General features: G+C 31.0%; 19 protein-coding genes, 1 tRNA gene and 1 other RNA gene. 7 read left to right on the top strand and 14 right to left on the bottom strand.

Annotated features, from left to right (window positions below; all coding sequences use genetic code 11):
• Window position 1 precedes the first annotated feature (1 nt).
• From VP90_RS06500 to hflK, 3 genes are read right to left on the bottom strand one after another with little or no spacing between them, the layout of a single operon-like run.
• Window positions 2-187 (bottom strand): DUF2065 domain-containing protein, encoded by a 186-nt coding sequence (locus tag VP90_RS06500; protein ID WP_262590311.1) that lies wholly within the window; start codon window positions 185-187, stop codon window positions 2-4.
• A 7-nt stretch (window positions 188-194) separates the two neighbouring features.
• On the bottom strand, window positions 195-1067 hold the full coding sequence (gene hflC / locus VP90_RS06495; RefSeq protein ID WP_262590310.1) for a protease modulator HflC: 873 nt from the start codon (window positions 1065-1067) through the stop codon (window positions 195-197).
• A complete protein-coding gene (hflK, locus tag VP90_RS06490) occupies window positions 1068-2174 on the bottom strand; it encodes an FtsH protease activity modulator HflK (RefSeq protein ID WP_262590309.1) in 1107 nt (368 codons plus the stop codon).
• On the opposite strand from hflK, the gene VP90_RS06485 reads away from it, so the two are divergent.
• The gene (locus VP90_RS06485; protein WP_262590308.1) at window positions 2175-3050 is read left to right on the top strand and encodes an Mrp/NBP35 family ATP-binding protein; all 876 of its coding nucleotides are present in this window, start codon (window positions 2175-2177) and stop codon (window positions 3048-3050) included.
• Here VP90_RS06485 and thyX read toward each other — a convergent pair.
• Entirely contained in the window at window positions 3031-3978 is a 948-nt protein-coding gene (gene thyX / locus VP90_RS06480) for an FAD-dependent thymidylate synthase (protein WP_262590307.1), read from the bottom strand. The genes VP90_RS06485 and thyX overlap by 20 nt on opposite strands.
• A gap of 4 nt (window positions 3979-3982) precedes the next feature.
• On the opposite strand from thyX, the gene ssrA reads away from it, so the two are divergent.
• Window positions 3983-4281, top strand: a transfer-messenger RNA (tmRNA) gene (ssrA, locus tag VP90_RS06475).
• Here the strand turns inward: ssrA and VP90_RS06470 are convergent.
• From VP90_RS06470 to VP90_RS06450, 5 genes are read right to left on the bottom strand one after another with little or no spacing between them, the layout of a single operon-like run.
• Window positions 4282-4488, bottom strand: coding sequence for a DUF1737 domain-containing protein (locus VP90_RS06470; RefSeq protein WP_075506272.1), 207 nt, complete (start codon window positions 4486-4488; stop codon window positions 4282-4284). It abuts the tmRNA gene before it with no gap.
• A gap of 10 nt (window positions 4489-4498) precedes the next feature.
• The gene (gene ppdK / locus VP90_RS06465; RefSeq protein ID WP_262590305.1) at window positions 4499-7159 is read right to left on the bottom strand and encodes a pyruvate, phosphate dikinase; all 2661 of its coding nucleotides are present in this window, start codon (window positions 7157-7159) and stop codon (window positions 4499-4501) included.
• Window positions 7159-9225 carry a glycine--tRNA ligase subunit beta gene (gene glyS / locus VP90_RS06460; protein WP_262590304.1) on the bottom strand — a complete coding sequence of 689 codons (2067 nt, stop codon included), beginning with the start codon at window positions 9223-9225 and terminating at the stop codon, window positions 7159-7161. Before glyS ends, ppdK begins: the two co-directional genes overlap by 1 nt.
• Window positions 9225-10121, bottom strand: a complete 897-nt coding sequence (locus tag VP90_RS06455; RefSeq protein ID WP_262590303.1) for a glycine--tRNA ligase subunit alpha — start codon at window positions 10119-10121, stop codon at window positions 9225-9227. Before VP90_RS06455 ends, glyS begins: the two co-directional genes overlap by 1 nt.
• Window positions 10087-10890, bottom strand: a complete 804-nt coding sequence (locus VP90_RS06450) for a S49 family peptidase (protein ID WP_262590302.1) — start codon at window positions 10888-10890, stop codon at window positions 10087-10089. Before VP90_RS06450 ends, VP90_RS06455 begins: the two co-directional genes overlap by 35 nt.
• Before the next feature lie 114 nt (window positions 10891-11004).
• On the opposite strand from VP90_RS06450, the gene VP90_RS06445 reads away from it, so the two are divergent.
• A complete protein-coding gene (locus tag VP90_RS06445) occupies window positions 11005-12018 on the top strand; it encodes a polyprenyl synthetase family protein (RefSeq protein ID WP_262590301.1) in 1014 nt (337 codons plus the stop codon).
• Here VP90_RS06445 and pdxH read toward each other — a convergent pair.
• Window positions 12015-12641 (bottom strand): pyridoxamine 5'-phosphate oxidase, encoded by a 627-nt coding sequence (pdxH, locus tag VP90_RS06440; RefSeq protein WP_262590300.1) that lies wholly within the window; start codon window positions 12639-12641, stop codon window positions 12015-12017. The genes VP90_RS06445 and pdxH overlap by 4 nt on opposite strands.
• 33 nt (window positions 12642-12674) lie before the next feature.
• Between pdxH and aroC the strand changes: the two genes are divergently transcribed.
• A complete protein-coding gene (aroC, locus tag VP90_RS06435) occupies window positions 12675-13757 on the top strand; it encodes a chorismate synthase (RefSeq protein WP_262590299.1) in 1083 nt (360 codons plus the stop codon).
• Window positions 13758-13761: 4 nt separating this feature from the next.
• Here aroC and dxs read toward each other — a convergent pair whose 3' ends face one another.
• From dxs to VP90_RS06420, 3 genes are read right to left on the bottom strand one after another with little or no spacing between them, the layout of a single operon-like run.
• Window positions 13762-15678, bottom strand: coding sequence for a 1-deoxy-D-xylulose-5-phosphate synthase (gene dxs, locus VP90_RS06430; protein ID WP_262590298.1), 1917 nt, complete (start codon window positions 15676-15678; stop codon window positions 13762-13764).
• Window positions 15675-16547, bottom strand: a complete 873-nt coding sequence (locus VP90_RS06425; RefSeq protein ID WP_262590297.1) for a polyprenyl synthetase family protein — start codon at window positions 16545-16547, stop codon at window positions 15675-15677. Before VP90_RS06425 ends, dxs begins: the two co-directional genes overlap by 4 nt.
• The gene (locus VP90_RS06420) at window positions 16544-16780 is read right to left on the bottom strand and encodes an exonuclease VII small subunit (protein ID WP_262590296.1); all 237 of its coding nucleotides are present in this window, start codon (window positions 16778-16780) and stop codon (window positions 16544-16546) included. Before VP90_RS06420 ends, VP90_RS06425 begins: the two co-directional genes overlap by 4 nt.
• A gap of 20 nt (window positions 16781-16800) precedes the next feature.
• Between VP90_RS06420 and VP90_RS06415 the strand changes: the two genes are divergently transcribed.
• From VP90_RS06415 to VP90_RS06405, 3 genes are read left to right on the top strand one after another with little or no spacing between them, the layout of a single operon-like run.
• Window positions 16801-17736: an L-threonylcarbamoyladenylate synthase gene (locus tag VP90_RS06415; protein WP_262590295.1), complete on the top strand. Its 936-nt coding sequence runs from the start codon at window positions 16801-16803 to the stop codon at window positions 17734-17736.
• A complete protein-coding gene (locus VP90_RS06410; protein ID WP_262590294.1) occupies window positions 17733-18461 on the top strand; it encodes an ABC transporter ATP-binding protein in 729 nt (242 codons plus the stop codon). Before VP90_RS06415 ends, VP90_RS06410 begins: the two co-directional genes overlap by 4 nt.
• The gene (locus tag VP90_RS06405; protein WP_262590293.1) at window positions 18458-19249 is read left to right on the top strand and encodes an ABC transporter permease; all 792 of its coding nucleotides are present in this window, start codon (window positions 18458-18460) and stop codon (window positions 19247-19249) included. The genes VP90_RS06410 and VP90_RS06405 overlap by 4 nt, the downstream gene beginning before the upstream one ends.
• Window position 19250: 1 nt before the next feature.
• Here VP90_RS06405 and VP90_RS06400 read toward each other — a convergent pair.
• Window positions 19251-19327: transfer RNA gene (locus tag VP90_RS06400), tRNA-Arg, on the bottom strand.
• Window position 19328: the final 1 nt, after the last annotated feature.

Here is a 19328-nt window from a genome sequence, read left to right as displayed (position 1 = left end):
ATTAACTTTTAATAAAATAAATAATCACAAAACCTATAACTGCAAAAATAAGTCCTCCTGATCTTAGTTGACTATCTTTAACAAGTTCAATTTTCTTTAGCATACTTTTCATTTTTGCTGGAAATAAGGCATATAAAATTCCCTCTATAAATAAAAAAAGACCAAAAGCTATGACTAGCTCATTCATCTAAAAATTATTGTTTAATATCGGGAGTTGTATTTCCAAAAAATTTAAAAAATTCACTATCTGGAGACAAGATCATTGAGGTTTCACCTGCAGTAAAAGCCTTGCTATAAGATTGCATTGATCTGTAAAAAGAAAAGAATTCAGGGTCTTGTCCAAAAGCATCTGCAAAGATTTTATTTCTTTCGCCATCACCTTCTCCTTTCATAATTTCAGATTGTTTTTGAGCATCTGCTAATATCACGGTTACTTCTTTGTCAGCAGTCGAAGTAATTGTTACTGCCATCTCAGCACCTTTTGCTCTAAATTCCTTTGCTTCTCTTTCCCTCTCAGTCTGCATTCTTCTATAAATTGCATCACTATTTGCCGTAGGAAGATCAGCTCTTTTTATTCTTACATCTACAATATTTATTCCAAAATTTTGCGCTTCGTTATTAACTCCATCTTTAATCAAAGACATTTGTTTTGATCTATCTTGTGATAGCAAAGTTTGTAATTCTTCTTGACCCAAAACATTTCTAATTCTTGAGTTTATAATCGTAGATAATCTTGATCTTGCAACCCTTTCGTCTCCAACAGAAATATAAAATTTCAAAGGATCAACTATTTGAAATCTCGCAAAAGCATCAACAATCAATCTTTTTTGGTCAGATGCAATTACTTCCTCTGGTGGAGTATCTAAATTTAAAATCCTTTTATCTAAATAAACAACGTTTTGAATAAATGGTATCTTAAAGTTCAAGCCTGGTTTCATTATAATTCTTTTTGGATCACCAAATTGAAGAATTATCGCTTGATTTACTTCTTTAACTATAATTACTGATAGGAATGCTACAACACCAATTAAAACTAATATTCCAGCTACTATTTTTCCAGCTTTCATTTAATTTGTCTCTTTCTTTTTAAGCTCTGGTAATGGTAGATATGGCACAACACCTGAACCAGATTCTTTATCTATAATGATTTTGTTTATATCTGCTAAAACCGTTTCCATTGTCTCTAAAAACATTCTTTCTTGTGTAACTTGTTTTGCTTTAGCATACTCATTGTAAATTGCTAAAAATCTACTAGCTTCACCTTCAGCTTTGGCAACAACTTCTTTTTTATAAGCTTCTGCAGCTTGTAAAATTTTCTGCGCTTCCCCCCTTGCTCTTGGGATCACATCGTTTGCATAAGCTTCAGCTTCGTTTTTAGATCTTTCCATATCTGCTCTTGCAGCCTGAACATCTCTAAATGCATCAATTACTTGATCAGGTGGATCAGCTTTTTGCGTTTGTACCTGAGTAATTTGTACTCCACTTTCATAATCATCTAAAATACTTTGAATAATTTCTTGAGTTTCAATCTCAATACTTGATCTACCTTCTGTTAATATTGGTTGAATATCACTTTTAGCAATTACTTCTCTCATTGCAGTTTCTGCAGCTGCTTTAACCGTTCCTACAGGATCCTGAATTTTAAATAAAAAATTTCCAGCATCTTTAATAACCCAAAATACTGAAAAATCGATGTTTACAATGTTTTCATCACCAGTAAGCATTAAACTTTCTTGAGGAACATCTGCAACTCCTCCACCTGTAGAAAAACCACTATCTCTCTCAGACCTAAATCCAATATCGATTCTATTTACTTTAGTTACTTTTGGAGTTTGAACAGTCTCAACTGGAAAAGGAATATGATAGTTCAATCCAGGTTGAGTAGTTTTAACAAATTTTCCAAATCTAAGAACAACCCCTTGTTCATCAGGTAATACTCTATAAAGCCCACTTGCAAGCCATACAAAGGCTAAGACTAATAAAATTAATCCAATAGACTTTCCACCTGAAGATTTTCCGCCAGGTAAAAACTTTCTTATTTTATCTTGAAACTCTCTTATGATTTCATCTACGTTTGGTGGTGTTGGTCCTCTTCCTGAACCATTGCCTCCGCTACCACCTCCTGGAGGTGTTCCCCATGGGCTTCCGCCTCTGCCTCTAAAATCGTCTGACATATGTCAAAGTATATAGTGTCTTTATGGCAAAAAACAAGTAAGGATAGTTTTATGTCAGATAAAAAGACAGAACTAAGTGACGCAATGAAAAAGAAGGTGGAGCCTAGAGTTTTTACAAAAAATCCAATTCTAGGAACTAAGTTTACTATTGCAATCTCGAGTGCAAAAGGTGGTGTAGGTAAATCTACATTTGCAACGAATCTAGCCTTGGCTTTAAAAAAAGTTGGATGCAAAGTTGGATTGTTAGATGCTGATATTTATGGCCCTTCAATTCCAAAAATGTTTAATATTAATGAAAAGCCAAAAAGTGATGGTCAAAAATTAGACCCCATAACAAAATATGACATTCAATGTATGTCAATTGGATTTTTGGCAGATCAGCAAACTCCGATGATTTGGCGTGGTCCAATGGTGACGAGTGCAATTAAAACTTTTACTCAGAAGGTTAATTGGAAAGATTTAGATTTTATAATTGTTGACATGCCTCCTGGAACTGGTGACACTCAATTAACTTTTTCACAAGAAATTAAAATGGATGGTGCAATTATAGTATCAACTCCACAAGAAGTTGCTCTTTTAGATGTAAAAAGAGGAATTAAAATGTTTGATAAACTTGGAGTTAAAATTTTAGGTTTAGTTGATAACATGAGTTTTTTTGTTGGAGATGATGGAAAGAAGTACAAAATTTTTGGAGAAGGCGGAGTAAAAAAAACAGCAGAAGAATTTCAAAAAGATTTTTTAGGAGAAATACCAATAAATCCCGAAGTTGGAAATTCTGGTGATCAAGGAAAACCAATAGTGGAGTCAAACCCAGACCATGAGATTTCAAAAATATATCTAGATTTTGCTGAGAAGATTAAATCAACTTATCTTTAAGATCAAAAGCAACCATTAATTCATTCCATTCTCTTTTAGATAGACCAGAGCTTTCAACATCTACATTTTCACCTTTAATAAGTTTTTGAATTATAACTTTTCCCTTAGCAGAAACCTCTGTTCCTCCTACTCTGTAATCCATAAATGCATCATAAGTTATCGGTACCCATTTTTTAACTGTATCCAACATTATGTCTGCATAAACTCTAATTTCATACTGAGCGTGACTATCAGCTCTTAACCTTAAAAAGTTCATTAAATTTAATAAATCAGTTTTCCAATACCACTGGGTATAAGTATTTAATGTTAGGTTCATTCTTGCAAGTTCTCTTGCTAATCCTTTTTTATTATCGTCAATTGTTGAACCATCATATCTTTCATTAAGCATTGTTTCATAATTGTCATAAGTTCTCTCTGCATCACTTTTCAAAAGTTCTAAAACTTCTTCTGCTTGTTTTCCTTCAAGGACATCTCCTCTTCCTTGTCGGTTGCTAGTAGATTGCGCTGCTAAATTTTCTTTAGTAGGTAAATAAAATTCTTTATCTAAAATTGAATATCTTGCGGAGTATTCATTTACATTGGCAGTTCTATGTCTGATCCACTGCCTTGCAATAAATATTGGAAGTTTAATATGATATTTTATTTCACACATTTCAAATGGCGTGCTGTGCCAATGTCTCATCAAGTATTTTATTAAACCTTTATCTGTTGAAACTTGCTTTGTCCCTTTTCCATAAGATACTCTTGCTGACTGAACTATAGACGTGTCATCACCCATATAATCAACTACTCTTACAAATCCATGATCTAATGCTGGCAGCGCTTCATAGAGTATTTTTTCAAGCTCTGGAGCGGTAACTCTTTTAGTTTGATTGCTTTGGGATTGCTGGTTTTTTATTTCTTCTGATTGTTCTTTTGTTAATTTCATGATTGTTATTGAATCTATTGTAATTACTTTTATATTATTAATGTTGGATTTCCAACTACGACGATAAACGAATTTCGTAATAACCATTGCGGACGTGGGGGCAGTACCCACCACCTCCACCATTACAACTTACGGGGGTGAACTAGAATCGACGGGTGACTAAAGGCTATTCTTTCGTTCGGGATTGTTCCACCGTAACGGGCTAATTTATAATTGCTAACGAAAGTTACGCACTTGCTGCATAATTAACTTAGTTAATTAAGCACGGGGTCCGGGGCACCTGGCAACAGAACGCCCCCTACTTTAAATTGATGATAAATTAATTTTTTTTGAGTATTTTTTTTTAGGTGAATTTTTTATTACTGCTTGTCCACAACGCATAACACCTCTCTTTTTATCAAATGTCATTTTTGGCTCTCCATATAAAGTCCAACCATTTGACAATGCCTCAGTAACACGGTGACAAAATTTTGATGTATCATCATCTGTAATAAATCTGTATCCCTTCATAAAACTCTCTCTATTTTTCTTTTAATTCGGCTTGTGCAGCAGCCAATCTTGCTACAGGAACTCTGTATGGAGAACAAGAAACGTAATTTAATCCAGCTTTTGAGCAAAATAAAATACTGTTAGGATCACCACCGTGTTCTCCACAAATTCCAAGTTTAATATTTTTATTTTGACTTTTTCCCTTTTCAACGGCTATTTTGATTAAATCTCCAACTCCATCATCTATCGAAATAAACGGATCAATTGAAAAAATTTTATTATCTAAATAATCATTTAAAAATTTTCCACTATCATCTCTGCTTATTCCAAATGTAGTTTGAGTTAAATCATTAGTACCAAAGCTAAAAAATTCAGCATGTTTTGCAATATCTTTGGCTTTTATAGCCGCTCTAGGAAGCTCAATCATCGTACCTACCATAAACTCAATTTTTAATTTATGCTCTTTTTGAACTTCACTTGCAATTCTAATTACTAAATCTTTCATAATTTTTATTTCTGCTTCAGTAGATACTAATGGGACCATAATTTCTGGAAAAGCAGATCTAATTTTTTCTTTTTTGAGCTCTGCTAGAGCTTCAAATATTGCTCTACATTGCATTTCATATATTTCAGGAAAAGATATTCCAAGTCTACATCCCCTATGACCCAACATGGGATTTTGTTCATGCAATTCATCAATTCTAGATTCTACTTCTTTTACTGGAAGTTTAACAATATTTGCAACTTCATTAATTTCTTTATCTGTTCGAGGCAAAAACTCGTGAAGAGGTGGATCTAACAATCTTACTGTAACTGGCAATCCACTCATAATTTTAAATATTTCTATAAAATCTTTTTTTTGATGAGGTAAAAGTTTTTTTAATGCAATTGATCTATCTTCTTTAGTCTTTGATAAAATCATTTCCCTTACTGATAAAATTCTTTCTTCATCAAAAAACATGTGTTCTGTTCTGCAAAGACCAATTCCTTCAGCTCCAAAATCTTTTGCTGTTTTGGTATCCTTAGGTGTTTCAGAATTTGTTCTAATATTTAATTTTCTAAAACTATCTGCCCAAGTCATTATCTTGGAAAAATCTCCAGATATCTCTGGCTTAACTGTTGCCACACTTCCTGATATAATTCTACCGGTTGATCCATCTATGGTAATGACGTCCCCTTCTTTAATTTCCATTGAAGATGTTTTAAATGTCTTCATCTCATAATTTATATCAATTTCACTTGAACCAGATACGCATGGTCTTCCCATGCCTCTTGCAACTACTGCAGCATGACTCGTCATTCCTCCTCTGGCCGTCAAAATTCCTTTTGCAGCATGCATTCCCTGTATATCTTCAGGTGATGTTTCTACTCTTACTAAGATAGTGTCTTGCATCATCGAATTTAATCTTTCGGCTTCTTCTGAGGTAAAAACCACTTTCCCACTTGCTGCTCCTGGAGATGCAGGCAAACCATTTGCTATTACATTGATTGTACTCTTTTCATCAAGCGTAGGGTGCAAAAGTGTGTCTAAAGAATTTGGATCAATTCTTAATACTGCTTCTTTTTTTGATATTAATTTTTCCCTAACCATATCTACTGCAATCTTTACCGCAGATTTAGCAGTTCTTTTTCCCGATCTAGTTTGAAGCATCCACAGTTTATTGTTCTCAACCGTAAATTCTACATCTTGCATATCTTTGTAATGTTTTTCCAATTTTTTTAAAATTTTTTTTAATTCATTGAAAACTTTTGGCAAAGACTCTTCCATTGATGGTTCTTCAACTTTAGCATTTTTTCTTGCCTTCTTAGTTATATATTGAGGTGTTCTTGTACCAGCAACAACGTCCTCACCTTGTGCATTAATTAAGTACTCACCATATATTTCATTTGATCCATCTGATGGATTTCTTGTAAATACAACACCAGTAGCACAATCATCACCCATATTACCAAAAACCATTGATTGAACGTTGACTGCTGTCCCCCATTCTGCTGGTATTTGATTTAATTTTCTATAGACTTTTGCTCTATTACTTTCCCATGATAAAAATACAGCACTAATTGCTCCAAATAATTGTTGAAATACATCTTGAGGAAATTCTTTTTTCGTTTTTTCTTTTACTGTTCTTTTAAAATCTTCAATTAAACCATCCCAATCATTTTCATCTAAGTCCGTGTCTAACAAAACACCTTTTGTTAATTTATAATTTTCAATTAATTCTTCAAAATGATAGCTCTCTACACCCATCACAACGTTTCCATACATTTGAATAAATCTTCTGTAACTGTCTTTGGCAAATCGCCCATTGGAAGTTTTCAAAGCTAACGCCTTTACTGTTTTATCGTTTAAACCTAAATTGAGAATTGTATCCATCATTCCTGGCATAGATACTCTAGCACCCGATCTAACCGATAATAACAAAGGATTTTTTAGGTCTCCAAATTTTTTAGAAACATCTTTTTCAATAATTTTTAATTCTTTTTTAATTTGAGAAATTAAATTGTTATTTAATTTTTTTTTATCTTTATAAAAAATCTCACAGACTTTAGTAGATATTGTAAAACCAGGAGGAACTGGCAACCCCATCCTCCCCATTTCAGAAAGGTTAGCACCTTTCCCGCCTAAAAAATTTTTTGGATTTTTAATACTTTTAGATTGTTTCGAATTAAAGTTTAATATGAGTTTCTTCATTAGCTCGACTCGATTAAAGAAAAATTAACATAATTGTCGAATGTTTTACACATCATTTGAATTAGTTCTAGCCTATTTTTCCTAATTACCAGATCATCCTCATTTACAATTACATTATCAAAAAAATCAAATACCTCTCTTTTTATACTTGCTAAATTGTCCAATGTTTGAACAAAATTTTCATCATTATTAAGACTTGAAAAATATTTCCTCAATTCATTAATTTTTTTAAATAGATTTTTTTCAAGTTCAGTTTTAAAAATACCAGGGTCAGTTGTATTAGATAATTCAATTTTATCTTTTTTTAATTCACTTTCTAGAATATTTGATGCTCTTTTATAGCTTGAAATAATATCTATTCCGTTTTGTTTATTTATTATTTTATTTAAATTTTTTGCTTTATTAAAAATAATTACAGATTGATCTAAGTTAGCAGAACTTATTGAAGCTTGTATTATATCGTTTCGAATATTTTCCCCCTTCATATAATATTTTAATCTCTCTAATATAAAATCTTGTAATTCTTTTTGTAAAGATTTATTCTCAAATTCAAATCCTTGATCCTGATACAAACTTGAAGAATAATTTATTAAATCTCTAATTTTAAAATTTTTTTTATTTTCAATAATAATTCTAATAATCCCTGATGCTAATCTTCTTAAGGCAAAAGGATCCTTGGAACTTGTTGGTTTTTGGTTTACACCAAAAAATCCAACTAAAGTATCAATCTTGTCAGCTAAGGATAAAGCAATGCTATAAGGTTTTTTTGGAATTTTTGTTCCAGATCCAACGGGTAAATATTGCTCACTAACAGCAAGTGATATTTCTTTATCAAAACCTTGCTCATTTGCAAAATAACCTCCCATAATTCCTTGAAGTTCTGGAAATTCACCAACCAATTCAGATAACAAGTCTACTTTGCTTATAGATGCTGATAATTCTACTTTTTCTTTGCTAATTAATAACTCGTCAGAAATGTTAGCACCAAGCTTTCTCATTCTTTGAGCTTTATCAAAATAATTTCCGAGACCTTTGAAATAATTCATTAATTTTAAATCAGAAATTTTTTTGACCATGTTTTGAGCTTTATCTTTCTGCCAGAAAAATTCTGCATCACTTAATCTTGCTTCAACTACTCTTTCATTTCCTAGTTTAATTAATCCTTTTTTATCTTTATTGTTTGCTACTACCAAAAATTGATTTGTAATGTTTCCTTTTTTATCAAAAGTAGGAAAATACTTTTGGTGATATTGCATGGTTAGTATTAAAATCTCTTTGGGTATATTTAAAAATTTTTTATCAAATTCACAAACAATTACGTTAGGTTGGTCAGTTAAATCGACTACTTCCTGAAGAAGCTTGGGATTGCTGTCAATATTTATATTTCTTTTTTTTAAAATAATATCGAATTTTTTTTCTATTAAATCTTTTCTCTCAGCGTGATCGATAAGTATATCCATTTTTTTAAAAAAATCTTTATATGTTTTAAAGTCTGAAAATAGTTTTTTCTTTTCTTCAAATTCTTTATCTATAAATGTCGAGTTAGATGAAATGAAATGATGAAATTTAAAATTTAGTTTTTTTTTATCAAAGATGGATAAGATAGATTTTAACGGCCTACCCCATAATAGTTCATAATTTGACCATTTCATTGATTTTTTCCATTGAATTTTATTCAGTATTTGAGGTATGGCTCCTTCTAATAAAGTATGAGTATCTAATTTTTTTGATATAGTTTTGTAAAAATAGAACTCACCTTTATCTGTTTTTTTTATAAACAATTCTTTTTTTGAAACAGCATTTGATCTCGCAAATCCCTCCAGCGCAGCATCCGGAGACTTTGTACTCGGACCTTTTATTTCCTCAGATTTTAAAACTATCTTCTTTTCAACCCCCTCAAACAAAATTAACAACCTATTGGGTGTTGAGTAAGACGAACTTTTTTTAAATTTAATAGATTTTTCTAAAAAAAATTCATTAAAACTTTTTAGTAAATTTTCTCTTAAATTTTTTTGTAAATTTGAAGGTATTTCCTCGCTAAACAATTCTAAGAAAAATTCAGACATTATTTTTGACTATCTAACCAAATACTAGCAGCTGCTTTTGTAATATCTCTTATTCTTGCAATATATCCTGCTCTTTGAGCAACGCTAATTGCTCCACGTGCATCTAATATATTAAACACATGACTTGCTTTTAAACATTGATCGTAAGCTGGTAGTGAAATTTTTTTTTCAACTAATGACTTTGCTTCCAACTCGTGCATATCAAACATTTTAAAAAGTGACTCTACATTTGCATGTTCAAAATTATATGCCGAAAATTCTCTCTCAGCTTGATGAAATACTTCTTTATATTTTACACCATCATCATTCCATAACAGATCGTAGACATTTTTTTGCTGCTGAATAAACATGCATATTCTTTCTAATCCATATGTAATTTCTACAGAAACAGGTTTGCACTCAAATCCTGCCATCTGTTGAAAATAAGTAAATTGAGTAATTTCCATACCATCACACCATACTTCCCAACCAAGACCAGCAGCACCCAATGTTGGACTTTCCCAGTCGTCTTCTACAAATCTAATATCATGATCTGAATGATCAATTCCTATAGATGATAAACTATTGAGGTAAAGTTTTTTAATATTTTCAGGCGAAGGTTTTATAAGAACTTGAAATTGATAATAATGCTGAAGTCTATTTGGATTATCTCCATACCTTCCATCTGTGGGTCTTCTTGATGGCTGCACATATGCTGTCTTCCAAGGTTTAGCCCCTAATGACCTCAATGTCGTTGCTGGATGAAATGTGCCTGCTCCTACTTCCATGTCATAAGGTTGGAGAACTACACATCCTTTTTTACTCCAAAACTTTTGAAGATTTAAAATTGTATCTTGAAATGTAAGAATTTTCTCTTTTGATTTAGAAACCATATCTTTGCCAGATTGATCTTTCATCTAAAATATTTGCAAATTGGTCAATATGATTTGAAGATGAAAGTTTTTGACTTAACCACCCTTTTGTTTTTTCAAATTTTTTAATTACAACATCTTCACCATACTTTTCTTTTAAGATTTCATGTGCATCTCCTATGCCATCTATTAATCCTAATTTCATAGCTCTTGAACCTGACCAAAATTCACCAGAAAATAATTCTACTTCTGTTTTATTTAATTTTGCTCCACGACTTTTTTCAACAACATTTATGAAATCTTGGTGTAAATCTAATTGAATATTTTTAAGTCTTTGAATATCTTCTTCCTTTTCTTCCATAAATGGATCTAGTGTGCTCTTGTTCTTTCCAGCTGTATGAACCCTTCTCTCAACACCTATTTTCTTAATTAGTTCAGTAAAACCAAATGATGAATATATAACCCCTATAGACCCAATAATTGAACTTGAATTTGCATAAATTTCATCTCCAGCACATGAGATAAGATATCCCCCAGATGCAGCAACATCTTCTGCAAAAAAAATAACTTTCTTATTACTTTTTTTAGCTTGCTGACGAATAAAACTATAAATTAAATGTGACTGTACAGGTGAACCTCCTGGAGAATTGATTGATATTGCTACTGCAGCAGCTTTTTTTAGTGAAAAAGCTTTTTTAATAATTTCTTCCTGTCCTGCAAAATCAATACCTTGCTTAAATTTACCAGCATTACCAATGACACCATTTAATTTAATATGTGAAACAATTTTTTTCTTTTTTAAAAAGGAGAACATATTTATCTCTTACAGAATATTTAGTTGATTATAAAGACTACTTATAATTGAAGAAATAGGTGCGTCAAATGATAAGTAATAAATATAGCTTATTTATATTAATTTAAAATTAATATGGGAACTGTAGTACAGCTTAAAAACCAGATAAATAATTCATATTTCCAATTGAAGGATTCTGTTGAAGAAAAACTAGCTTTGACTGAAGAAAGAATAAAATCCAAATTGACTAGTGATGTTCAATTAGTTCAAAAAATGACTAATTATCATATAGAGACTGGTGGCAAAAGACTAAGGGCTTTATTAACATTAGGAAGTGCTAAGTTATGTGGTTACTCAAAAGGTTCAAGAGATGTAAATTTAGCAGCTTGTGTAGAACTTATTCACAGTGCAACTTTGATGCATGATGATGTTATCGATGAAGGTGAGATTAGAAGAGGTAAAGAAACTTTAAATAAAATTTGGAGCAATCATTCCTCGGTTTTAATTGGAGATTATCTCTTAAGTAGATGTTTTGAGATGATGGTTGAAGATGGAAACTTAGAGGTATTAAAATTATTATCATCAACTTCATCTAAAATTGCCCAGGGAGAAGTATTACAACTACAACATAATAATGAAGTTGATATGCTTGAAGAAACATATCTAAAAATTATTTCTGCCAAAACTGCAGAACTATTTGCTGCTTCAACAAAAGTAGGTGCAATTTTAGCTGAAGTAGAAAATAAAGAAAAGGATGCGCTAGAATTTTATGGAAGGAATTTAGGGTTAACTTTTCAAATTGCAGATGACACATTAGATTATAATTCTGAATTAAAGTTATTTGGAAAAAAAATAGGAAAAGATTTTTTTGAAGGAAAAGTGACTTTACCGATAATCTTGCTTTACCAAAAATTAGAAAACAATGAAAAAAATAAGCTAAAAGAAGTATTTAATAAAAAAGAGAGAACAAAAGAAGATTTTAATAATATTATATCTTTGATTAATAAATATAAGATTATAAATGAGTGCTACCAAAAAGCTCAGCACTATATTAATTTAGCATCAAATTCTTTAAGTGTGTTCAGGGATACTAAAGAAAAAGAAATTCTTAAAAAACTTACATCTTTCAGTTTAGCGAGAAATTTTTAAGGACTTAATAAAGCTTTATTCCATAATCCATTCTGGCTTTTTGTATAGAGTAATCTTTCATGAATTCTATTTTCTCCATCTAGCCAAAACTCTATATTTTGTGGATTTAAATTCCACCCAGACCAGTGTTTTGGTCTAGGAACTTTTGTTTCATCAGAATATTTATTTTTATATACCTTAATTGAATTTATCAATTCATCTCTATTTTTTAATTCTTGGCTCTGATTTGATGCCCATGCACCAATTCTACTTTCATATGCTCTGGAAGAATAATATTCATCTGCAACATCATCAGAAACTAATGATACAGTCCCAGTAATTCTGACTTGTCTTAAAAGACTTTTCCAATGAAAACACATTGAAGCGTTAGGATTTTCCTTTAGTTCATTACCTTTTCGACTATTTAAATTAGTGTAGAAAACAAATCCATCTTTATTAAAATCCTTAAGGAGCACCATTCTGACTGATGGAACATTATTTTTACTTGAAGTTGCTAGCGCAACTGCATTTGGATCATTTGGTTCAGTCTGTTTGGCTTTTTCCATCCATATTTCAAATAACTTAATTGGGTCATCTAAATTTAAAAAGCAGCTGTTTATACCAAGTTGGTTTTTTTCATTCATAATTTAAACAAAATAATCTATATAATATAAATAATGTCATTTAACACTTTTGGAAAGCTATTTCGTTTCACAACTTGGGGTGAATCTCACGGTCCTGCTATTGGTTGTATAATTGACGGTTGTCCTCCAAACATAAATCTAGATGAAAAAGATATTCAATTAGAATTAGATAAAAGAAAACCTGGACAATCAAAATTTACCACACAAAGAAAAGAAGACGATAAAGTCCAAATACTTTCAGGTGTATTTGAAGGAAAAACTACTGGCACACCAATTTCTTTAATTATTTATAATAAAGACATGAGATCTAAAGATTATGGAAATATAAAAGATAAATTCAGACCAGGGCATGCGGACTTTACCTATTTCAAAAAATACGGAATTAGAGATTACAGAGGTGGAGGAAGATCTTCAGCTAGAGAGACAGCTTCAAGAGTTGCGGCTGGTGCTATAGCTAAACTAGTACTTCAAAAAAAATTAGGAAAAAAATTTAAAGTTATAGGTGCTGTAACTCAATTAGGAATCTTAGGATGTGATACGTCACAGTGGAATGATAAAATTATTTCAAAAAATCCATTCTTTTGTCCAGATAAGTCTATGATTAAGTTATGGGAAAAATATTTACTTGGTGTAAGAAAATCAGGGTCATCATGTGGTGCTGTAATAGAGGTTAGAGCAAGAGGTATTCCTGCAGGTCTTGGTGCGCCTATTTATTCAAAATTAGATTCTGACATTGCATCAGCGTTTATGAGCATTAACGCAGTTAAAGGAGTAAATGTTGGTGCTGGAATGAATTCTGCACAACTAAGTGGCGAGCAAAACTCTGACGAAATATCATTAAAAAATAAAAAATTAAAATTTAACTCTAATAATGCAGGCGGGATCTTAGGCGGAATTTCTTCAGGGCAAGAAATAATAGCATCATTTGCAGTTAAACCTACATCTTCAATTTTAACTACAAGAAAAACTATTAATAAATTCGGAAAAAATACCACAATATCAGTTAAAGGGAGACATGACCCTTGCGTAGGAATAAGAGCTGTTCCAGTTGGAGAAGCTATGATGAATTGTGTTTTATTAGACCACTACCTAATGAATCAGGCTCAGTGCAGATAAATAATTAGTTTTTTACTACTCTAATTGAATCCTTATTAAATAAAACTTCTAAAACTTTTTTTGTAATTTGTGGACTATTAAGTCCAGCAATATCATACATATTTTTTGGATTATCTTGCTCTATGAATTCATCTGGAAGAGTCATGGATCTAAATTTTAACCCTTTATCAAATATCCCTTTTTCAGCTAATAAATTTTTAACATGGGAACCAAATCCTCCTATAGAACCTTCCTCAATTGTAATCATTAATTCATGTTCTCTTGCAGATTTTAAAATTAAGTCTTCATCTAAAGGTTTTGCAAATCTGGCATCTATAATTGTTGTTGAAATACCCTTTGCTTTCAATTCTTCTGCAGCTACTTTACATTCTTCAAGTCTAGTTCCTAAGCTCAACAAACAAACTTGAGTTCCTTGCTGAATAATTTTTCCTTTACCTATCTCTATTTTTTCCTCTATTGAAGGAAGTTCAACTCCAATACCTGTTCCTCTTGGATATCTTATTGCACAGGGTTTATCATTAATATCAACCGAAGTATTAATCATTTTTATTAACTCAGCTTCATCACTAGCTGCCATCACGATAAAATTTGGTAAAGTTGACAAATAAGTAATATCAAAAGACCCTGCATGCGTTGATCCATCTGCGCCAACTAATCCAGCTCTATCAATTGCAAATCTTACAGGTAGACTCTGTATTGCTACATCATGCACTACTTGATCGTAAGCTCTCTGAAGAAAGGTAGAATAGATAGCGGCATAGGGTTTATACCCTTCTGTTGCAAGACCCGCAGCAAAAGTAACTGCATGCTGTTCAGCTATACCAACGTCAAACATTCTTTTTGGAAATTCCTTGCCAAAGATATCCATACCGGTTCCACCTGGCATTGCTGCAGTTATTCCAACAATCTTACTGTCTTTTTTTGCATGCTTAACAAGTGTATTTGCAAAAACTTTTGTATATGAAGGTAAATTAGAACCACTTTTTTGTTGCTCTCCAGTTTCAACATTAAATTTTGATACTCCATGATAGTGATCGCTAGCTTTTTCAGCATAAGAATATCCTTTTCCTTTTTGAGTTTTAATATGTATCATAATTGGACCCTCATGCTTTGAGTCTCTAGCATTTCTTAAAATAGGGACAAGTGTGGAAAGATCATGTCCATCTATTGGTCCTGCATAATAAAAACCAAGTGAGCTAAATAGTGTTCCACCGGTGACAGCAGAACGAAAAAAATCTTCTGCCTTACCAGCTTTAGCACTGAATCTTTTTGAAAAAGCTGAGGTGATTAATTTTAAAGTTTCTCTTAAGCTAAAATAGATTTTTCCAGTAAATAACTTTGCTAAATATGTTCTCATTGCTCCTACTGGTTTTGCTATAGACATGTCATTATCATTTAATATAACGATCATTTTAGTTTTTGATGCGCCAGCATTATTCATAGCTTCATATGCCATACCAGCACTAATTGCGCCATCTCCAATAACTGCTATTACATTCGAAGATTTATTTTCTAATTTATTTGCTTCAGCCATGCCAAGTGCAGATGATATAGATGTGGAACTATGAGCTGCACCAAATGGGTCATACTCACTCTCAGATCTTTTAGTAAAACCTGATAAACCGTTGCCTTGTCTTAAGGTTGTAATTTTTTGTTTTCTTCCTGTTAAAATTTTATGTGGGTATGCTTGGTGTCCTACATCCCAAATTAATCTATCATTAGGTGTGTCAAAAACATAGTGCAGAGCTACAGTCAGCTCAACAACCCCTAGACCTGCACCTAAATGTCCACCAGTTTTAGATACTGCACTGATCATCTCTTCTCTAACTTCATCAGCCACTTGTTGTAAATCATTTTCAGAAACTTTTCTTAAATCGGATGGAAAGTTAATATTATCTAAAAACTTGTAATTATTTTTCATTTATTTCTATTCAATATAAATTCTAATGTATCGTTTAAATTTTCTGATTTTGAACCATAAATTTTTAAATTTCTATTAATATCTGAAATAATCTTACCACAATATTTGATTGAAGCATCATAACCTAGTAAACTTATAAGCGTAGCTTTGCCTTTTTTTTGATCTTTTTTTGTTCTCTTCCCAGCAATTTTAGAATTACCTTTAAAATCTATTAAATCATCTGCTATTTGAAAAAGAAGACCAATATCAGAACCAAGACTCTCAAAAAATTTTATTTCCTTTAGACTTTTCTCCTTAATGATTGCTGGTACTGCACAACAAAAACTAAAAAGTTTTCCTGTTTTTTTAATTTCCATTTCTATAATTTGTTTTTCTGAAACTTTCTTTTTTTCAAAATCTAAATCTAAATATTGACCACCCGCTATACCCAAATGTCCTGAACACATAGAAAGTTTATCTACTAATTTAACTTTAATTTTGTCCCTCAACTTTATCTTGGAACTAGTTAAAATTTCAAAAGCCATTGTTAATAATGAATTTCCAGCGAGGACAGCTGTCGACTCACCAAATTTAATATGAGTTGATGGTTTACCTCTTCTCATATTATCATTATCCATGCATGGTAAATCATCATGAATAAGAGAATAAGCATGAATACATTCTACAGCAGCGCCTATAGCAATTAATGTGTGATAGTTAATTGAGAATAACGATCCAATATCAATTAATATTTTAGATCTAATTTTTTTTCCTCCAGGAAATAATCCATACTTCATTGCATAAATTAATTTGGAATTTTCTTGTTCCTGAATATATTTTTTCAAGAATAAATTGGTATCTTTTGCAATTTTATTAAGTTGATTTTTCACTTTCTCTTAATGATATCCTTAATTTTTTTATTTGTATTTTCACTAATAGATCTTAAATTTTTTTGAAATTTTTTTTCAATTAAATTATTTAATTTTAGTAACTCTTGATAGCTTTCTACAGAATTGTCTAGGTCATCTTTTTCTTCTAAAGACTTTATCATTTGATTTGCTTCATCTGTTAACTCTTCAAGCGTTCTATTATCATAATCGAGTGGTAAATTTTTATCTTTCATATATTAATCATTACTATTACATGAAAAATATTCAATCAAACATCAAAAAAGCGAAAAATTACTTAGATAAAAGTCATTGTGTAGCTGTTCCAACAGAAACTGTTTACGGACTCGCAGGCAACGCATACTCAGACACAGCTGTTAAAAAAATTTTTAAACTAAAAAGAAGACCTACTAACAATCCACTAATTGTTCACTACTATAATTTAAAAAAAATTTCAGAAGACTGTGAGATAAATGATAGTTTTATTAAACTTTATAAAAAATTTTCTCCAGGACCAATAACATATATATTGAAGCTCAAAAAAAATTCTAAAATATCAAAGTTTGTAACCAATAATAAAAAAACAGTTGCTATAAGATTTCCAAAACATCCTCTATTTAGAAAATTACTCAAAAATTTAAAATATCCAATTGCAGCACCAAGTGCTAATATTTCTTCAAGATTAAGTGCAGTAAAAGCAGCAGACGTCAAAGATGAATTTGGCAACAAAATAAAATTTATTTTGAATGGTGGTGTTTGTAAAATTGGTGTCGAGTCTACAATATTAAATATAACAAATAAACCTAGATTACTAAGATATGGAGGATTGAGTGTTTCAAAGATTAAAAAAACTTTGAATCAAAAAATAATAATTAATATAAATTCAAAAGATAAAATTTCTCCTGGTCTATTTCCTTTACACTATTCTCCAGGATTACCTTTAAGAATGAACGCAAAAAAAAACAAAAAAAATGAAGCTTTTGTACTCTTAAAAAAAAGAGAAAATATATCTAAAGATATTTATTATTTAAGCAAAACAAATAACTTAAATGAAGCTGCCAGAAACCTGTATAGTGTTTTGAGAAAAATAAAAAAAGATAAATATAAATCAATAGCTGTAGAAAAAATACCAAATGAAGGAATTGGAAAAACAATAAATGACAGACTCAAGAGAGCATCAAACTTCAAATGAAAAACTCAATAGAAGTCATAAATCTATCAAAATCATATAAGATTAAAAAAGCAGTTAATAATATAAATTTTAAAATTAATGAAAATGAAATAGTAGGACTGTTAGGTCCAAATGGTTGTGGAAAAACAACAACAATTGGAATGATACTAGGATTATTAAAACCCACAAGTGGCCAAGTCTTAATTAACGGTAAAAATATTGAAAATAATAAAATTTCAATTCTACACAAAATGAATTTTATTTCTCCCTACATTGAATTGCCTAAAAAATTAACAGTAAACCAAAATTTAATTGTGTATGGAAAACTATATAATATTCAAAATTTGAATGAGAGAATTAATTTTCTCTCAGAAAAATTAAGATTGGGAGATCTTTTAGATAAAATTACAGGAGAGCTATCATCAGGACAAAAAAATAGGGTAAGTCTTGCGAAAGCATTAATTAATGATCCTACTGTGCTCTTGTTAGATGAGCCAACAGCTGCTCTAGACCCCGAAACAGCAGATTTTATTAGAACCTTTTTGGAAAAGTATAAAGAAGAAAAAAAAATATCTGTTTTGCTGGCTTCTCATAACATGGATGAAGTAAAAAGATTATGTAATTCTGTTATGATGATGAAGGATGGTACTATCGTCGACAGTGGTACCCCAGAAGATTTAATAAAAAAATATGGACAAAAAAACTTGGAAGAAGTTTTTTTAGAAATTGTTAGGAAAGATAAATGAATATTACAAGAATATATGGATTATTTTTAAGGCATTTTTATTTAATTACTAGGTCGTTCCCGAGAATACTTGATTTAATATATTGGCCCTCTATCCAGATAACTCTTTGGGGTTTCATTTCCAATTTTTTTGCAGCACACAGTTCATACTATAGTGGAGCTGTTGGAGTTATATTGTCTTGTGCAATTCTTTATGATTTTCTTTTTAGAACAAGCATTGGTTTTAATATGTTATTTTTAGAAGAAATTTGGAGTAGGAATTTTACTAATTTATTTATTGCCCCAATGAAAATTAGTGAAATAATTACTGCACTTGTAATCACCGCTTTAATAAGAGCTTTAATCGGATTAATTCCAGCGATACTTTTAACCTCACCATTATTTGGCATATCTATATTAAACTTGGGATTACCATTAGCTTTTCTTTTTTTAAGTTTGTATATTTTTGGAATTACTTTGGGGCTTTTTGTTTCAGCTGGGTTGCTAAGATTTGGGCCATCTTTTGAGAATATTGCATGGTCGACAATGTTTTTATTGGCACCTTTTGGCTGTATCTATTATCCAGTTGAAATTTTACCTGAAATATTTCAATCAATAGCATACGCATTGCCGTTGGTTTATATATTTGAAGAAACCAGAAATATCTTAGTCAATGGAATTGTTAGCTATGAAAACATTCGTATCGCACTTTCACTAAATGCATTTTATTTCACAGTTGCTATAGCAACTTTTTATTTTTCGTTTGATAAAGCTAGGGAAAAAGGGACATTAATTAATATTGGAGAATAAATGGTGCGCCTGCAAGGAGTCGAACCCTGAACCTCCAGAGCCGAAATCTGGCGCTCTATCCAGTTGAGCTACAAGCGCA

The sequence above is a fragment of the Candidatus Pelagibacter ubique HIMB140 genome, from assembly GCF_025558165.1.
GTDB lineage: Bacteria > Pseudomonadota > Alphaproteobacteria > Pelagibacterales > Pelagibacteraceae > Pelagibacter > Pelagibacter ubique_T.
This window is presented reverse-complemented; position numbering and strand designations above follow the sequence as displayed.